Origin of the sequence: Clostridium sp. MCC344 (genome assembly GCF_018785365.1) — a bacterium.
Taxonomy (GTDB): domain Bacteria; phylum Bacillota; class Clostridia; order Lachnospirales; family Lachnospiraceae; genus Pilosibacter.
The window spans coordinates 280169-297328 of sequence record NZ_WQPQ01000056.1; the positions used below are offsets into that span (position 1 = coordinate 280169).

Sequence of the window (17160 nt, forward strand, 5' to 3'; positions counted from 1 at the left end):
CCTGGAAACCGTTGTTGTACATGGCAGAAAGTTTCTGAACTGAAAATTCCGTATGATACCGTTGCGGCTGCAGATTTTGCCAATTCAGAATACGAAGCGTCGGCAAAATACTGTCATCCTATTGACTTTCTATAAAAGCCACTCTATAATATATGGTATTGAATACTACATCACGGGGAACGAATAAAAATATATCAGAGTCGTGATAGGAAATAGAGCTGGAGGAAGCAGTATGAATTATAGAATTATCGGGGACAGCTGTATGGATCTTACAGAAGAGCAGAGAAAAGATCCGCATTTTACATTGATCCCGTTTACGCTGATGGTGGAAGATCACCAGTTTATCGATGATGAGAATTTTGACCAGAAGCGTTTTCTTCAGATCGTAAAGGAGAGCCCGGAATGCCCGAAGACCGCTTGCCCGTCTCCGGAGACATTTAAGGATGCTCTTTGCTGTGAGGAGGAGAATGTCTTTATTATCGCGATCTCTTCCCACTTAAGCGGATGCTACAACAGTGCGGTTCTTGCGAAGAATCTCTATGAGGAAGAGTTCGGAACTGGAAAGAAGAATATCGCGGTGATCGATTCTGAGTCGGCTTCCACGGGAGAGGTAAATCTTGCGCTTTATATCCAGGAACTGTGTGAGCAGGATCTCCCGTTTGATGAGATCGTGAAGAAAGCACTGGAATACCGCGACAGACAGAAGACATATTTCGTTCTTGAGACACTCGATACGCTGAGAAAGAACGGACGTCTCACAGGACTTCAGGCATTCTTCGCAACAAAGTTAAATATCAAGCCGGTCATGGGCGCAGATCACGGTGTGATCATCAAGCTCGATCAGGCCCGCGGTATTCAGAAAGCGCTTCAGAGAATGGTGGAGATCGTCGTAAAAGAGGCAGGAACAACGGAAGATAAACGCCTTACGATCGCACACTGCAATGCACCGGAGCGCGCGCAGTATGTGAAAGAAAAGTTTGAGCAGACTGCAAAATTCAAGGAGATCATCGTGACGGAGATGGCCGGTCTTGCGACGGTCTACGCGGGAGACGGCGGAATTATCGCGGCGGTATAAAATTAACAATAAAACCAAAGGACGTGTCTATGACAGACGGGAATCACATGCTTTGTAATGAAATGACTGACTGTGGATCAGAACAATGAAGGAAAGCAGCAACCGTTTTGAAAAAAATTAAAAGTCTGGTTTTCAGTGGGAAAAAGAAATTTTCTCTCATGAAAACCGGACTTTTTTGCACTTACAAAAGCCCCATTCCCTGATAGATTTTCTGCTCCTTCAGATATTTCGCGATCGAATTCAAAACAAGCCGCTTGTTTCCACTCCATTCCGGCGCAATGAGCAGAGACTTCGGTCCGTCCCCGCTGATCCTGTGGATCACGGTATCGGGCGGGAGGATTTTCAGACAGTCTCCGATGAGCTCCAGATATTCCGGCAGCTCCATCGTGCGAAAAGCGCCGGAACGGTAGAGAGCTGCGAGATCAGTGCCTTTTAAGACGTGGAGGAGCTGCAGCTTGATCCCGTCCACATGCAGAGCTCCGAGATATCGGACGGTTTTAAGCATCTGCTCTTTCGATTCTCCAGGGAGCCCGAGGATCACATGGACGATTAAAATCATCCATGTTACCGCCCAGCTCCTGGATCAGCGGAATGATAAACTTCTTTCCTGATGGCTTCCCTGTGATAGCCTCACTGATCCTGGCCTGGTGTGTTCCCATTCCTGCGGCCAGTTCTCTCTGGCTGATGCCTCTTTCCAGCATCCTGGTTTTTGTCCATAAGGCAAACTCAGCGAAATTTCGCACTTTTCTGTTCTTCATTCTGCCTGCCCTCCTAACGTATTCCGTTATAAAATTCTGTATCAGCGATACAAAATAACCTATTCCGTTATCGGATTCTGTGCTATAATCGGTCTTGTATGATTGATACAGTTACAATTTACTCTAATATTGGAGTTTTGTCAATATCAATCTCTTATTTTGGTGTTTAATTCTTTATGATTGGAGTTTTAATATGGATAATAGCATTGGTTTTAGAATTTCTCAAAGAAGAAAAGAGTTAGGAATCACAGGACAACAGATAAAAGACTCTACCGGAATTTCTACGGGAAATCTAAGCGGTATAGAAAAAGGCAGTAGTTTACCTTCTGCTATGGCCTTGATTGGGCTTTCCCGCGTTCTTCAATGCTCCGTGGACTGGATTTTGACCGGAAATTCTCCAATATCAGAGAAACAGATTATATCTCCTACCTTGAGTGAAGACGATTCCGAACTTCTTGAAACTTATCACCAGTTGGATCGTAGAGGTCGGCATCGGGTTCATACTATTATTTATGAGGAACTTGACAGAATGGCTGACTAAGAAGCATCGGCTTCCAGAAGCATCGGCTGATCTGCGAATGCGCAAGGGCTCCATCATCTATATTGACCGTTTCAGATATCCATGATATATTCAAATTGCATTTACCACCTTACCAGGCTGCCCCTGGTAAAAAAGGGAGCTGATCAGCATCTACTGACCGGCTCCCTTTTTGGTTGGTATATGAGTTGGTATTAACAGGCATTTTAAATGCCCTTTAAAAAACTGAATTTAAAAGCAATTTTAAAAACCTTTAAAACGCTGAACCCCTTGTAAAATCAACATTTCTTCAATACTCTTTTTAACTTTTTAAAGATTTTTAAAAGCTGATATTTTTATAAATATTCTGCTATGTTTTTACCAGAATTCCTGCCCTTTTCTTTTTCTCTCACCCTTCATGGTTGGCATTTACCTTTTCCGCACAAATAAACCCATTTAAGCCACAAAAAGCCCCATTTCATGGGATTTCTCACCATGTAAGGGACTTTAAGGGTTTCTAAGGGTTCTGTAGTTGGCATTATTGCAGGTTATTCGATAACTTACAACGATCACGGTGAGGCCCGCAGCTTTTAATCTGCGGTACGCATCCTCAAAGACAGGAAGCTCATATCCCCGGCGGATGAGTTTTGCTGTATCCTCGTGGATCGTCTGCAGTCCAAGCTCCACCCATACCGGTTTTTTCCTGTTTAATTCTGCCAATAATTTCACCGTCCCATCCGGCAGACAGTCCGGTCTTGTCCCGATGGAAAGACCGCAGATCTCCGGGAAAGAGACAGCCTCAGTGAAAAGCTGTTCCAGATAAGGGAGCGGAGCATATGTGTTCGTGTAAGACTGGAAGTAGGCGATGTAGGAATTGTCATTTCCGGATATCTTGCGTCTGACACGGTTTTTTGCGAGATCCATCTGTTCCTTAAGGGAAGAGGTGCGTTTTTCCGCGAAATCCCCGGATCCTCCGGCGCTGCAGAAGATACAGCCGCCTGTGCCGAGTGTTCCGTCGCGGTTCGGGCATGTCATGCCGCCGTCTAAGGAGATCTTATAGATTTTTTTTCCAAATTGCTTCTTTAATTCATAGTCGAGAGAGTGGTACGGTTTTCCGCCCCAGTCGGTTTGCAACATATATAAAATCCTTTCTGATTCATGTTCATTTAAGTTGAATGCGCGTGAGGCCTGACGCATGAGCCGGACCAGCGTGAGCGGCTTGCTCACCGCCTGAAAGATATGGAAGCTTATCACGACGAAGATAAAGTTTTCCTTGCAACACATATAAGAAGTATTATATAATAATAGAAAGTTTCTTTTCAATCGGATTTTGCTGCATTTCACTGGAACATACCGTAAAAAAGAAAATTTTTCATGAAGAAAAGCGAAAAAAAGAATTTGTTATCGCGACAGTCGCCAAGGTCTCGCGCAAGCGCGAACTTTGGCTCGTTGTTAGCGTAAACAAAATATCCGCAGAGCGGATCGAAAAGGAGATTGGGGTTATGGATAGAGAAGCTGCAAAAAAAGCATTACAGAGCGAGAAAGCGTCCGGATTTTTTAAGGAGATGTACGGAACCGGCGCCGCTGAGAATGAGAAGCGCTATGAGCATGTTCTCGAGGAATTCGGACAGGCGTTTGGGGAGAAGAATGTAAGCATGTTTACCTCCGCAGGCCGTACCGAGATCAGCGGAAACCATACGGACCACAACAACGGAAAAGTCCTGGCCGGGAGTATCAATCTGGACTGCGTAGCCGGTGCGGCAGCAAACGGAACCGACGAGATCCACATTATCAGTGAGACATACAACCAGAAATTCACGATCAATATCAATAACTTAAAGCCGAGCGACAAGATGGCGGGGACTATCGATCTGACAAAAGGAATGCTGGCAGGTTTCCAGGAGATGGGATATCAGATCGGCGGATTCGATGCCTACATTACGAGCAACGTGATCAGCTCCGCCGGGGTCAGCTCCTCCGCATCCTATGAGATGCTGATCTGCTCCATGATCAACGAATTCTTTAATGACGGCAAAGTGGACGTCGTTACATATGCCCATGTCGGCAAATATGCGGAGAATAAATACTGGAACAAGGGATCAGGACTTCTCGACCAGATGGCATGCGCGGTTGGCGGCATGATCACGATCGACTTCAAGAACCCGTTAAAACCGGCCGTTGAGAAGATCGATTATGATTTCGGCGCGCAGGATCACAGTCTGATCATCGTCCAGACAGGAAAGGGACATGCAGACTTGAGTGAAGAGTATTCCTCAATCCCGAATGAGATGAAACGCGTGGCAGCCGTGTTCGGCAAAGAGTTCTGCGCGGACATCACGGAAAAAGAAGTGATCGACAACGCAGAAAAAGTGAGAAAAGAGGCGGGCGACCGCGCATTTTTACGTGCACTCCACTTCTTTGAGGAGAACAAGCGCGTGGAGAAAGAAGTAAAGGCTTTAAAGGAGAACCGCTTCGACGAATTCTTGGATCTGATCACGGAATCCGGAAATTCCTCCTGGAAATGGCTCCAGAACTGTTATGTTCCGGGCTCTGAGGAGCAGGGGATCACATCCGCGCTGGCTCTCACGGAGTTATTTATCAAGGAGAAAGGCTGCGGCGCATGCCGTGTTCACGGAGGCGGATTCGCAGGCGTTATCATGGCGATGCTGCCGAACCGTGTGGCTGACGAGTACATCACCTATATCGAAAAGGCCATGGGACCGGGAAGTGCGTACCGCATGAGCATCCGCCCGTATGGCGCTGTCTGCGTGGACGGATATATCGCATGATGAAAATGCTGAAAAACAGGAAGAAACGGGTGTGCGCGGGAATGGCGGCTCTTCTTGCCGCGTCCTGCGTGCTGTCCGCATGTTCGAAGAAGGAGTCTGATAGCCAGGAGACACGGAAGCTCATTATGGGGACTTTCACTGAGGACAGCGTGACGGACCGGGCCGGAAAAGCCGTGGCGGTGACCATCAGCAACACAGTTCCGGGGATCTATGTGGAGACATGGCCGTCGAAAGGCGCCTATGTGAGTATGGATCATCTGTTTGACGGGACGTATGATCTGGTGATCGTTCCGGCGGGGGCGGCTCTGGAGACATACACGGGAACCGGAGCGTGCGAAGGCGAAAGAAAGGAAAAACTCCGCGCGATCGCGGCCTGTTACCCGATCGTCTCCACCTGGGCATCCCCGAAAGAACTGGGACTTTCTGAGGTACAGGAGTTAAAGGGACATCCGCTCGCGGCCGGAAATGAAGGTTCTGAGACTGCAAAAGTGTCCGGGGAAGTGTTTGACGTTCTGGGGATCAATGAGGAAAATTCCGAGATCTGGTACTACGGGATCAAAGGGGGAGCCGACGGGATCCGCGACCAGTGGGCGGACGGGATCCATGCGTTCACGGAGAGTCCGGTTTCAGCTTATAAGGATCTGGCATCGGAGAACAGGATCCGCTTTTTATCCTATACGGACGAAGAGCTGGATGCGATCCTGACCGGACACCCGGAGTACAGTAAGATCACGATCCCGGCGGAAACCTACGAAAACCAGGATGAGGAGATCACGACGTTTTGCGAGAAAGTCCTGGTCTGTGTCTCTGCGGACATGGACGAGGAACTTGCCCATGAGATCGCCTGGGCTCTGGAGGTCAACGGACCTGTGTATACAGCCGGACAGGATTTCATGCGGGCAATGGACGACAAAGAATTCCGTGCACTGGATCTCCCGGTCCCGCTTCATGACGGGGCTCGGCGGTACTATGAGGAACAGGGCTATTTTAAATAATGGAAATAAGACCAGGAAAAGGAGGATGTTTTATGCTTTATAAAGAATTGATCGAATTGTTTGATATTCTGGACAGTGCGTCAGCGTCTGGCAGCGAAGTGGTAGAGTATCTGAAAGCCATCAACCCGATGTGCCAGGCGGAGACATATCCATTGGCGGGACCGAACGGTCACACGGACATGGTGCGGATCCTGATCCCCGGGAAGAACGGAAAGTCGAAAGGCGGAAGTGCGGGAACGATCGGGATCCTCGGACGTCTCGGAGGACTTGGCGCGAGACCTGACCAGACAGGATTTGTCTCGGACGGCGACGGTGCACTGACAGCACTCGCAGTAGCTGCAAAACTTCTGAGAATGCAGACAAAAGGCGATTTCCTTGAGGGGGACGTTTTCGTCTCCACGCATGTCTGCCCGGATGCACCGACGGTTCCACATGAACCGGTGCCGTTTATGAACTCCCCGGTGGAGACATGGCAGGTAAATAAGGAGGAGGTGACGGATGACCTGGATGCAGTCCTCGTCGTGGATACCACAAAGGGCAACCGGATCATCAATCACCGCGGTTTTGCGATCTCCCCGACCGTATGTCAGGGATATATCCTGAGGGTCAGCGAAGATCTTCTCGATGTCATGCAGATGACGACCGGAAAGCTGCCCTACGTATTTGCGCTGACGCAGCAGGACATCACGCCGTATGGAAACGGGATCTTCCACCTGAACAGCATCCTGCAGCCTGCGACAGCCACCAAAGCGCCGGTGGTGGGCGTGGCGATCACTACCGAGACCATTGTTGCCGGATGCGCAACAGGATCTATGCACATGGAGGACCTTGACGACGCGGCGCGCTTCATGATCGAGGCGGCGAAGGCGTTCGGAAAAGGAAAACTTGAGTTTCTTGACCGGGAGGAGTTTGAGCGGATCAAGTCTCTCTACGGCAGCATGGAACATTTCCAGACGCTGGGTAAGAATTAAAAATAGGCGAATTCCGGCAGAAAATCCAGATTTTTAAGAAAATTGAAATAAAATTATTATAAATCCCGGTGGAAAAAATTTGACAGGCTCCGCCGGGATTGTTACAATTACGGGTAGAGTAAAAAAGAGGTAAATGATGTGACGGTAAAAGGATGAAGCCGTTACGAAAAGATATGAAAACCGTCCATGGGGCGGATGATGGAGAACATACATGTCAGACAGAAAAATGATGGAAGAAACAGAAAAGGAAGATCCGGTGAGCGTGGAGAACGCAGCGCAGGAGGATCAGATTACGGAAGTTCCGGCAGATGAAACTGTCGGGCAGAACGCGGAGCAGCCGTCAGGCGGCAATACGGCGGAACAGTCTCCTCAGATGCAGACGGAGTCTGTACCACAGGAAGCGGATCAGCAGCCGGATGATACTGCAGCGCAGGGACAGGAAACGGAGCCGGAGAATGAAAAATCTGAGACTCTGGGAGCGGATCAGGCAGAAACTGCTGAAGCAGAGCATGAGCCGGTACACAGGACACGTTCGGAACGAAGTTCGGGAACTCACAGAAGCAGACAGCCTGAACGCCCGAAGAAGGATCATCAGGCGAGCCAGCGCGACAATATCCTGAGACTTCGCGAGATCAAGAAGAAAAAAGCGGCGATGCCGTATATGAAGATCCTGGCAGCAGGCGGTACGGCTGTTGCGATCGTTGCAGTTGTCGCAGTCGCGGGAACCATGATCAAAAACCATAAAGGTACGTTTGGCGGCATGAAGGTCGAGACGGCAGCGGCTTCTTTGGAGACGACCGAGGCGGCATCCGAGAGCGGAGAAGAGAAAAATATCGTTCTCGAGACAACGCTTTCCGCCGAGGAGATCGAATCAAAAGAATTCGAAAAGACGGTTCAGAGTATCGTGGACAGCTATGCAAATCTCGGTATCGCGGAGGTTTCCGGATATCTGAACGTCAGAAAGACGCCGGAGAGCTTCGGAGAGGTTGTCGGAAAACTTCCGAAAGGCGGTGCCTGCGAGATCCTGGATACTTCGACAGAAGGATGGTATAAGATCTCATCCGGCGGTGTGACGGGATATGTGAGTTCCCAGTATGTCTACACAGGGGATGAGGCGAAGAAACTGGCTGCTGAAAACGTGGCGGAACGCGCCGTGATCGATGCGGATAAGTTAAATGTCCGTTCCGAGCCGAAGGCGGATGCCGACGTGGTGGACCAGGTATTCAAGAATGAGCGATACGATATCAAGAGCCAGCAGGACGGCTGGATCCAGATTTCCGACGGATATATCTCCGCGGATTATGTCACGGTAAAATATGCCCTGGATGAAGCGATCAAGCAGGATATGAGACAGACCGTCTTAAGCCTCTATGATAACCTCGGTGTTTCCAATGTATCGAACTACCTGAACGTCCGTGATAACCCGGATGAGACGAAGGGCAAGATTATCGCGAAGCTGCCGAGCAATGCGGGATGTGATATCCTCGACACATCGACTGCAGGATGGCTGAAGATCCGTTCCGGAAATATCACCGGTTATGTCAAATCCGAGTATATCCTGACCGGACAGCAGGCGAAAGATAAAGCTCTCCAGGTTGCAAAACTGATGGCGATCTCCAATACGGACGGTGTCAATGTCCGGACGGAGCCGAATACGAACTCTTCGATCTACACACAGATCTCCAACAGTGAGCGATTCCTTGTCGCGGATCAGCAGGACGGCTGGGTCAAGATCGAGATCGATGATCAGGATGCATACCTGTCCAGTGACTACGTGGATGTTAAGTATGGTCTTGAAGAGGCGATCAAGTACACACCGGTTGTTGAAGTTGCGGATACCTCTAACAGTAAGAGCAATACGAAGAACAGCACCGGAAAGAGCAGTTCCAGCTCCAAGAGCAGCGGAAAGAAGAGCAGTGCAAATGACGGAGCGGCCGGATCGAAGTCCGGAAGCGTTTCCTCCAAGCGTGCGCAGATCGCGAACTATGCGGTACAGTTCGTCGGAAACCGCTATGTATACGGCGGAACGAGCCTGACAAACGGAACAGACTGCTCCGGATTCACGATGTCCGTCATGGCGAAGTTTGGTGTTTCCCTGCCGCATAACTCCGGTGCACAGTCCGGAAGCGGAAAGTCGATCACATCGAGCCAGATGCGTCCGGGCGACCTTGTATTCTACTCCGGAAGCGGCGGAATCAACCATGTAGCTCTCTACATCGGTAATGGTCAGGTATGCCATGCGTCCAATGCAAAATCCGGTATCAAGATCTCCACATGGAATTATCGTACACCTGCGAAGATCGTGAACGTATTAGGAGACTAAAAGTTATACGATCAAAAATATAAATCAGAATAAACAGTCCGGTAGAGATACCGGGCTGTTTATCTTAGGCAGATCAGACGGAGACAGACGCTTTGCAAAGGCGCACATGGTCCGGGGACAATGGATCACGCGCAGAGGTTCATGTATATTTAACCGGAAGGAAAACGGGGTGCCTTTTGAGGCAGGAAAGGAAAAAGATGAGAAAACAGAAGCGATTTAAAACATTAAAACCAGTCCTGTGTGCGGGACTGTTCACGCTGTTTGCGATGACAATGCCGATGACCGCTCTTGCGGACACCGTTTATGTGAACGCTTCCAAATTAAACTACAGAAGCCAGCCATCGACAGCTTCCGGAAAGGTGCTTGGAACCTTATCGAGAGGGACCGAGGTTTCAAGAGTAAAAAATAACGGAGAGTGGAGCGAGATCCAGGTGGGAGGTTCCAAAACAACGGTCTATGTGGCAAGCCGTTACCTGACGGCCAGCAAACCGCAGGCGGGAAACGGCTCAACGAGTACGGCAGCCGGAGGTACGGCTGCAGTCTCCGCAGATGGAACCGTTTCGGTCCCGGATTCCTTAAAAGCGTACGTGGACAAGGCATGGCAGGTCGGAATGAACTCTGGTTGGAAATATGCGGATTTTTCGGCGATCAACAGCGGACATGCGGTTTACTATCACAATGGAACAGCAAATAGAAAAAATAAAGTGATCGCCGTGAACGCCGGTCATGGAACATACGGCGGTGCGAGTGTCAAGACCTACTGTCACCCGGATAAGACTGCGAAGGTGACGAGCGGAACGACATCGGCCGGAGCGACAAAGGCTGTCGCGGTATCCGGCGGAATGACATTTGCGGACGGAACAGCGGAGAGCACGGTGACACTCCGGATGGCACAGATCTTCCGCGACAAGCTTCTCGCGGCGGGATATGATGTCCTGATGATCCGGGACGGAAAGGATGTCCAGCTCGATAATGTGGCGAGAACCGTGATGGCGAATAACACGGCAGACTGCCACATCGCCCTTCACTGGGATTCGACAAAAAAGGACAAAGGCGCCTTCTATATGAGTGTGCCGAATAATGCCGCTTACCGCGCGATGGAGCCGGTAAAATCCCATTGGGAGTCCCACAATAAGCTTGGAGGTGCGCTGGTTTCCGGATTGAAACAGAACGGAGTGAAGATCTTTTCTTCCGGCTCCATGGAGATGGATCTGACCCAGACTTCCTACTCTACGATCCCGAGTATCGATATTGAGCTTGGAGACGGAGCTTCCGCCCATGATGACGCGACGTTGGGCAAACTGGCAGACGGACTTGTGGCAGGAGTGAACAGCTTTTTTGTTCCATAGAAAATTCCGATGGAACAAAAATAACAGAGGTGATAACAAAAACACCATCCGGAAAACGGATGGTGTTTTTTATGGACCTGATCGGATTCGAACCGACGACCCCCACAATGCGAATGTGGTGCGCTCCCAACTGCGCTACAAGCCCCTTTATGATATTGTGAGATGTCTGAAATCTCTCAATGGTCTTATTATCGCACCGAAGGAAGATTATGTCAAGAATTTTTGATGGAAAGTCAGAAAAATTCTTCATGTAAAAATTCTGTATCTGTCTGTTTCTACCCTGGATTCCGCTGCTGAAAGGAACTTTACAAAAGAAAAAGGAATCGAACATATGGTTGTCTGCAAGGCGGAAATGTGGTAGAATACGGGATAGGATCGAAAGATATGATACAAGGGGAGGGGAGCATATGATACTGATCGTATGTGTGGATGACCATAACGGGATGATGTTCAATCACCGCAGACAGAGCCAGGACCGGATCCTGCGCGGGGATATCCTGGAGCTGACAGAAGGAAAAATCCTGTGGATGGATGCCTATAGTAAAAAGCAGTTCGTGGAAGAAGGGATGACGCAGATCCGTGTGGAGGAAGATTTCCTGCAGAAAGCGGGCGAAGGTGAATTCTGCTTTGCGGAAGATGCGGATCTTTCCGGGGAGGAAGAGCGGATACAGGAAATCTATCTGTACCGGTGGAACCGGGATTACCCTGCGGATGTGTATTTCCCGGTCGATCTTTCAGGATGGAACTGTGTAGAAACGAAAGAGTTTGCCGGTTCGTCCCATGAAAAGATCACGAGAGAACGTTATGTGAGGTAAATCTTTCAGAGGGAAGAACGGAATAGAATCATGACATCGGAGGAAAATGACAGATGAGGAAAAATTTAAGAAAATGGCTGCTCGGCGTGATCGCCGCGGTATCACTCGCGGTAACTGCCTGCCAGGGCGCGGATGTCGCGTCGGGAGCAGGCGCGGCGGCTGATATTGCACAGGCAGCAGGAAATATTCTGGGAGATCTTGCGGAATCAAAAGCATCCGGAGCAGGCAGTGATCAGTCAGGAAAAAGCAATTCCGGCTCATCGAAAACGAGCGGAAGTTCCGGAACCTTCCAGTTATCGGATATTCCGGAATATTCCGGATCACCGTATGTTGCGGTCAATGGAAATGTTCCGTATTTTTCGGAGAGCGATCTCACGGATGTCTCCTTTGAGAGCTACAGTGACCTCGATGCGCTGGGACGATGCGGCGTGGCATACGCTTCGGTAAGTACGGATACGATGCCGACGGAAAAACGCGGCTCGATCGGGGAGGTCAAGCCGACGGGCTGGCACAATAAGAAGTATGACTTCGTGGATGGAAAATATGTGTATAACCGCTGCCATCTGATCGGATACCAGCTGACGGCGGAGAATGCAAATGAGAAGAACCTGATCACCGGAACAAGATATCTGAATGTTCAGGGAATGCTGCCGTTCGAAAACCTGACAGCCGACTATGTAAAAGAAACCGGGAACCATGTGCTCTACCGGGTGACGCCGATCTTTGAGGGAGACAATCTCCTGGCCTCCGGCGTTCTGATGGAAGCGGAGTCGGTGGAGGACGATGGAGACGGTGTCCTGTTCTGTGTTTATGTCTATAATGTCCAGCCGGGCGTTGCGATCGACTATGCGACCGGGGATAACTGGCTGGCGGAAGATGGAGGCGCCGGAAGCGCAGCTGCTGCAGGCAGCGGGAATAGCAGCGCTTCCGAAAATGGCGCAAATACTTCTTCGGGCGGAAAGAACACGTCCGCGGGCAGTTCCGGCAGTACAGTTTCGAAAACATCTGATTCGGAGAGCGGTACTTACATCCTCAATACAAAGACCATGAAGTTCCACCGCCCGGATTGTACCTCTGTCGAGAAGATCAAGGCGGAAAATAAGGAAGAGTATACGGGAAAACGGTCGAAATTGATCGAAGAGGGATATGAGGCTTGTAAGAGTTGTAAGCCGTAGGAGATAAAAGAATATCGGGAGAATGACGAACTGGTTTTGTGTGCAGAGAATGTACATAAAACCAGTTTTTTGTTTACCAGAAAATTCCGATGGAACTTCCCGGTAAACAAAAAGGTACTGCGTGCCTAAGATACGCACTCGCGTGAAGATGAATGGTGTTGCAAGTGATTACGCGTGATACGAAATGTCTACGAGTATAAGTATTGTGTTAATGAGAAAATTTCCCATATAAATGATATTGAAAATCATTCTCATATAATCTATTGAGAAAACACCATTGAATTGCTATAATGTGCTAGCATTCAAATTGAATTGAACATACGAGGAGGATAAAAGGTGAAAGGTATTCGAAAAAATGGATTCAAGGGAGTGGCGGTAGCCGCTGCATTATCTATGACGATGACGACCATGGTGTCTCCGGCAGCGACTGCGATCCCGACAGGAAGATGGGAGCAGTCGATGCAGACAGGAGCATGGAAATACAGAAGTGTTACAGGTGAATATGCCGCAGACCAGTGGCTTTTTGAGAACGGGAAATGGTATCGCTTCGACAAAGACGGAAATATGATCACCGGATGGTATCAGAATCCGGTGACAAAGGACTGGTACTATCTGTGGGCGAACGGAAGTATGGCAACCGGCTGGGTTCCGGTTGGTGGCCGCTGGTATTATCTGAGTGCGTCCGGTGAAATGGCACATGACGGTACGACACCGGATGGCTACAAGGTAAATGCGAACGGTGCTTGGGTTGATGCAAACGGAAAAGAGTATGATGCACCGGGTGGTGAGCAGAAGACATCCGGAAAAAGATCCGGTGGAAGTGATGGATCTTCGGACAGCGATTCAGGAAGCAGTTCCGGCGGGAATTCCTCCAACAGTGGAAATACAGGCAACAATGGAAGCAGTTCTGAAAATGGCGGAAGCACCGATATCGGTGGGGACAATTCAGGTAATAACGGAAGCACGGACAATAGTGGAAATAATTCCGGAAACAACGGAAACGCAGGCGATAGCGGAAACAATTCCGGAAATAATGAAAATACAGGGGACAATGGAAACAATTCCGGCAGCAATGAAAAACCGGGAGACAGCGGAAATGATTCCGGAAATGAGGAAACTCCGGAGACAAAAACTCTTGTTGTAGAGAGCCAGACAAAGCTGGTGGATCTCGGATGGAGCCAGTATGTGACGGTTGCGTTTGCAAAAGGCTACTCCCTGGATGACTGCACACTCACAGTCGATGGAACCGATGTGACATCTGCGTTCACAAAAGTAGATCGTGACGGAACCATTGCAAAATGGGAGATTACAAACTTAAACCCGGCGGTTCTTGCCGTGACAGGAAAAGATGGAGAAACACAGATCATCCGTCTGAGCGAAAATGAGAATCCGGAAGCACCGGAAGTTCGCGAAAATACAGCACCGGCTGCCTTTCTGGCACATGGATCTGTATATGTGTGGGATTATAATCTTGATAACTATGATGAGAACGGAAATATCAGACGGAAACCGGAGACAACGACCTTTGATCTCGGAGAGGAAAAGAGCGGGATCCGTTACTATGCACCGGCAGCAGAGCTGACAGAGGACAAGAGTAATCTGTATGGCGTCGGCGGACAGGCTGTCGTAATGTTTAACTATACGGAAGAGGTGGACAAACAGTGGTTTGATGAGATCACAAAAGTAGCACTGGTATCTGGAAAGGGTTACAACAATACGATCAACGGTGATCTCCGATATGAGAAGAAGCTGGGGGAGCATTACGGAAATACGGTTGGACAGATCATTGTACCGCTTGGCCAGTCGAATTTCTACTCGAACGGTTCTTATTACCTGCGCATCACCTCCGGCGGAAAGAATACACTGATACCGATCGAGGTTGTAAACGGAACGGCTCCGAGCATGGTCTTAAAAGAGGCTGGAGCGATTACAAGCGGAAAGAATATTCACTTTGAAGTGAAGAACATGACTTATGGAATCGAGATTCCGGTCAGCAAGGTGGAACTTACAGATCCGCATGGAAATACGACCGAACTGGAGAAGATCCGTGACTGGTATCTGATCGGAAACACGTTTGTCCTTTACAATGATGAGAATGCAGAAAACGGACGCAACAATATTCCAGAAGCAGGAAAATATACGATCACTGTACATTCTACCGGATTTAAGGATATGAGCTACACATTTACCGTGAGCACAGGTGCAGCTGCGCAGAACAGTGTAGTTACAGAAGATATCTATGGAATTGATGCGATGTCCAGCGCATCCATCAGCGGCGGAAGCACAAGTGGAAGCGGAAATGCAGCAGAAGGCGGAAGCACGACGATGTCCGCAGACCTGATGTTCGATGCGGATCTGCTCACGAACGCACTTCTCCTTCAGAATATCGGAGTGAAAAATGAATCTGCCCAGGCAATCGCGGATCGTTGGAATTACGATATGAGCGGTTGGGATGCGGTGATCGGGGAAGATGGGACAACATTCTATTCCTTTGCAGAATACCGTGATGCAGTTGAGAAAGCGAAAAATGAGAACGGGGAATATTTAAGCTTTGCAGACTATATTGCAGATGAGAGCGCAGCAGAAACCCTGAATCGCCCGTATGCGGTAAAATATGTGCTTGAAGATAATCGCCTCGGTGGGACGATGATGAGCGGATCCTATCTTGGAAAGACTGCACCAAAGCTTGTTCTGGTCGATGAGAATGGCGATCAGGTCAATGAAATTTCGGAAGGACAGGATGTCCGGATCATGTCGGATGACACCGCGTACTTACAGAATGTTGTTAAAAACGGAAAAATCTATCTGAATGGCAATTCCTATCAGGCGGTTGATCAGGGGCTTTACAGACTGGAAGACAATATTCTTGTTCTTGACAGCTCACTCTTTGCAGTCGATAAAGACAATAAAGTGACCATCAAAGTTGACGGGTATGAGGATAAAGTATTCAATATTGCGATTGCAAAGGATCTCAAAGATGTAGCACTGGAAGCTGGCGGTGATTTCAAGACCGGAGCAGAAGTGACGATCACCAACACGGCGGATGAGACCGGTGATATCTGGAAGAATCTCCAGAGCATTGTGCTTACAAGACCGGACGGAACGAAAAAGACACTTTCTCCGGATGGACAGGAGAGCCTTTTCGAAAAGATCGGATATACGATCAATGGAGCAAGCCTGTTACTCGGAAAAGATCTCTTTAAAGAGGCTGGCGAGTACAGTGTGGAGATCTCGGCGCAGTATTATGGCGTGGAGACGGTTGAGTTTGAGATCACAAAGAAAGAGGAAGAAAAAGGAGACGATAATGGTCGGTTAAAAGAGGCTCCGACGGTAAGTGACACAGATTATTTCTTTGGCAGTTATACGATTGCAGTGGGAATGGGAAATGATGATTGGATGAAGGCAATCACAGGTGTCACAGTAAATGGAGAAACATACGAAAAAGGATATTATAGGGATAATACATACTCGTTGTCAACGACAGATGGAAAGATTTCTCTTGATAAAGCCGGATTCACAGAAAACGAGAATGTTGTTGTAATCAGTGCGGAAGGATATGAAGATCTGGAAGTAATTCTCGATCAGAAGGGAAATCTCGTAGAGAAAGCACCGGAGGAGTCAGAGGAAAAGTCTGCTCCACTTGTGGGTGACACAGACTATTTCTTTGGCAGCTATACGATTACAGTGGGAATGGGAAATGATGATTGGATGAAGGCAATCACAGGTGTCACGGTAAACGGAGAAGCATACGAAAAAGGATATTATAGAGATAATACATATTCTTTGGCCACGACAGACGGAAAGATTTCCCTTGATAAAGCTGGATTTACAGAAAATGAGAATGTTGTTGTAATCAGCGCAGAAGGATATGAAGATCTGGAAGTAGTACTGGATAAAAATGGCAAACAGGTCATCGAGAAAGCATCTACTATGGCAATCGAACTTCCGGAAATGATCGTGAATACAGAACCTATTGAGGAAGAGAAGCCGGCTGTTTCGGAAGAGATTTCCGGGAAAGACTCTGAACTTTCTGAAAAGGAAATTTCCGGTGAGGAGATTAAGGAGGAAGACAGCAAAGAAAGCACCGAAGACGCAGAAGATGTCGAAAACTCCGGAGATGCAGAAGAGGCGGAAACAGAAAACGAAACAGAAACAGCAGCAGAGTCTGAGCCGAACACAGAGGATGCAGCAGAAGAAAATGTACTGGAAGAGGCAGCAGAGCTGTAAAGAAAATACTCAGATACGGGTAGAAAAAAAGCCTGCTGGATGAAAAAAGAACGGTCTGTCCGTTTTCCTCAATGAAAAGATAGTTCTCTTCACTTTCGTACCCGGCATCTGCAACGACTTCTGAATACTTAAATCCCAGGTGATTCTCCATGTCTTTCAAAAACGG

General features: G+C 48.6%; 13 protein-coding genes and 1 tRNA gene. 10 read left to right on the forward strand and 4 right to left on the reverse strand.

Annotation, left to right across the window (positions count from 1 at the left end; translation table 11 throughout):
- The first annotated feature begins 232 nt into the window (after nucleotides 1-232).
- Nucleotides 233-1075, forward strand: a complete 843-nt coding sequence (locus GPK90_RS13380) for a DegV family protein (RefSeq protein ID WP_118297805.1) — start codon at nucleotides 233-235, stop codon at nucleotides 1073-1075.
- A gap of 181 nt (nucleotides 1076-1256) precedes the next feature.
- On the opposite strand, the gene GPK90_RS13385 is transcribed toward GPK90_RS13380, so the two are convergent.
- Together GPK90_RS13385 and GPK90_RS13390 are read right to left on the reverse strand one after the other, a co-directional pair.
- Nucleotides 1257-1580: a hypothetical protein gene (locus tag GPK90_RS13385; RefSeq protein ID WP_346011262.1), complete on the reverse strand. Its 324-nt coding sequence runs from the start codon at nucleotides 1578-1580 to the stop codon at nucleotides 1257-1259.
- A complete protein-coding gene (locus tag GPK90_RS13390) occupies nucleotides 1573-1833 on the reverse strand; it encodes a helix-turn-helix domain-containing protein (protein WP_215703191.1) in 261 nt (86 codons plus the stop codon). The genes GPK90_RS13385 and GPK90_RS13390 overlap by 8 nt, the downstream gene beginning before the upstream one ends.
- Nucleotides 1834-2026: 193 nt before the next feature.
- Between GPK90_RS13390 and GPK90_RS13395 the strand changes: the two genes are divergently transcribed.
- Nucleotides 2027-2374 (forward strand): helix-turn-helix domain-containing protein, encoded by a 348-nt coding sequence (locus GPK90_RS13395; RefSeq protein ID WP_215703192.1) that lies wholly within the window; start codon nucleotides 2027-2029, stop codon nucleotides 2372-2374.
- A gap of 483 nt (nucleotides 2375-2857) precedes the next feature.
- Here the strand turns inward: GPK90_RS13395 and mnmL are convergent, their stop codons facing one another.
- A complete protein-coding gene (gene mnmL, locus GPK90_RS13400; protein ID WP_275950593.1) occupies nucleotides 2858-3487 on the reverse strand; it encodes a tRNA modification radical SAM protein MnmL/YtqA in 630 nt (209 codons plus the stop codon).
- Between the two features lie 365 nt (nucleotides 3488-3852).
- Between mnmL and GPK90_RS13405 the strand changes: the two genes are divergently transcribed.
- The 5 genes from GPK90_RS13405 (at nucleotide 3853) to GPK90_RS13425 (ending at nucleotide 10777) form a co-directional block, all read left to right on the forward strand.
- Nucleotides 3853-5139, forward strand: a complete 1287-nt coding sequence (locus tag GPK90_RS13405; protein WP_118529585.1) for a galactokinase — start codon at nucleotides 3853-3855, stop codon at nucleotides 5137-5139.
- Complete coding sequence (locus GPK90_RS13410; RefSeq protein WP_118529586.1) at nucleotides 5136-6134, forward strand: TAXI family TRAP transporter solute-binding subunit; 999 nt, start codon at nucleotides 5136-5138, stop codon at nucleotides 6132-6134. The genes GPK90_RS13405 and GPK90_RS13410 overlap by 4 nt, the downstream gene beginning before the upstream one ends.
- Nucleotides 6135-6166: 32 nt before the next feature.
- Entirely contained in the window at nucleotides 6167-7105 is a 939-nt protein-coding gene (locus GPK90_RS13415; RefSeq protein ID WP_118529587.1) for a DUF1177 domain-containing protein, read from the forward strand.
- A 211-nt stretch (nucleotides 7106-7316) separates the two neighbouring features.
- Nucleotides 7317-9428, forward strand: a complete 2112-nt coding sequence (locus GPK90_RS13420; protein ID WP_252197466.1) for an SH3 domain-containing protein — start codon at nucleotides 7317-7319, stop codon at nucleotides 9426-9428.
- A 197-nt stretch (nucleotides 9429-9625) separates the two neighbouring features.
- Complete coding sequence (locus tag GPK90_RS13425) at nucleotides 9626-10777, forward strand: N-acetylmuramoyl-L-alanine amidase (RefSeq protein ID WP_252197467.1); 1152 nt, start codon at nucleotides 9626-9628, stop codon at nucleotides 10775-10777.
- A 72-nt stretch (nucleotides 10778-10849) separates the two neighbouring features.
- Here the strand turns inward: GPK90_RS13425 and GPK90_RS13430 are convergent.
- Nucleotides 10850-10922 (reverse strand) — tRNA-Ala (locus GPK90_RS13430).
- A 262-nt stretch (nucleotides 10923-11184) separates the two neighbouring features.
- Between GPK90_RS13430 and GPK90_RS13435 the strand changes: the two genes are divergently transcribed.
- The 3 genes from GPK90_RS13435 (at nucleotide 11185) to GPK90_RS19440 (ending at nucleotide 16994) form a co-directional block, all read left to right on the forward strand.
- Nucleotides 11185-11592, forward strand: coding sequence for a ribonuclease Z (locus tag GPK90_RS13435; protein WP_118529588.1), 408 nt, complete (start codon nucleotides 11185-11187; stop codon nucleotides 11590-11592).
- Nucleotides 11593-11645: 53 nt separating this feature from the next.
- A complete protein-coding gene (locus tag GPK90_RS13440) occupies nucleotides 11646-12767 on the forward strand; it encodes a DNA/RNA non-specific endonuclease (protein WP_215703193.1) in 1122 nt (373 codons plus the stop codon).
- 336 nt (nucleotides 12768-13103) lie between these two features.
- A complete protein-coding gene (locus tag GPK90_RS19440) occupies nucleotides 13104-16994 on the forward strand; it encodes a DUF1533 domain-containing protein (RefSeq protein ID WP_215703194.1) in 3891 nt (1296 codons plus the stop codon).
- Nucleotides 16995-17160 lie beyond the last annotated feature (166 nt).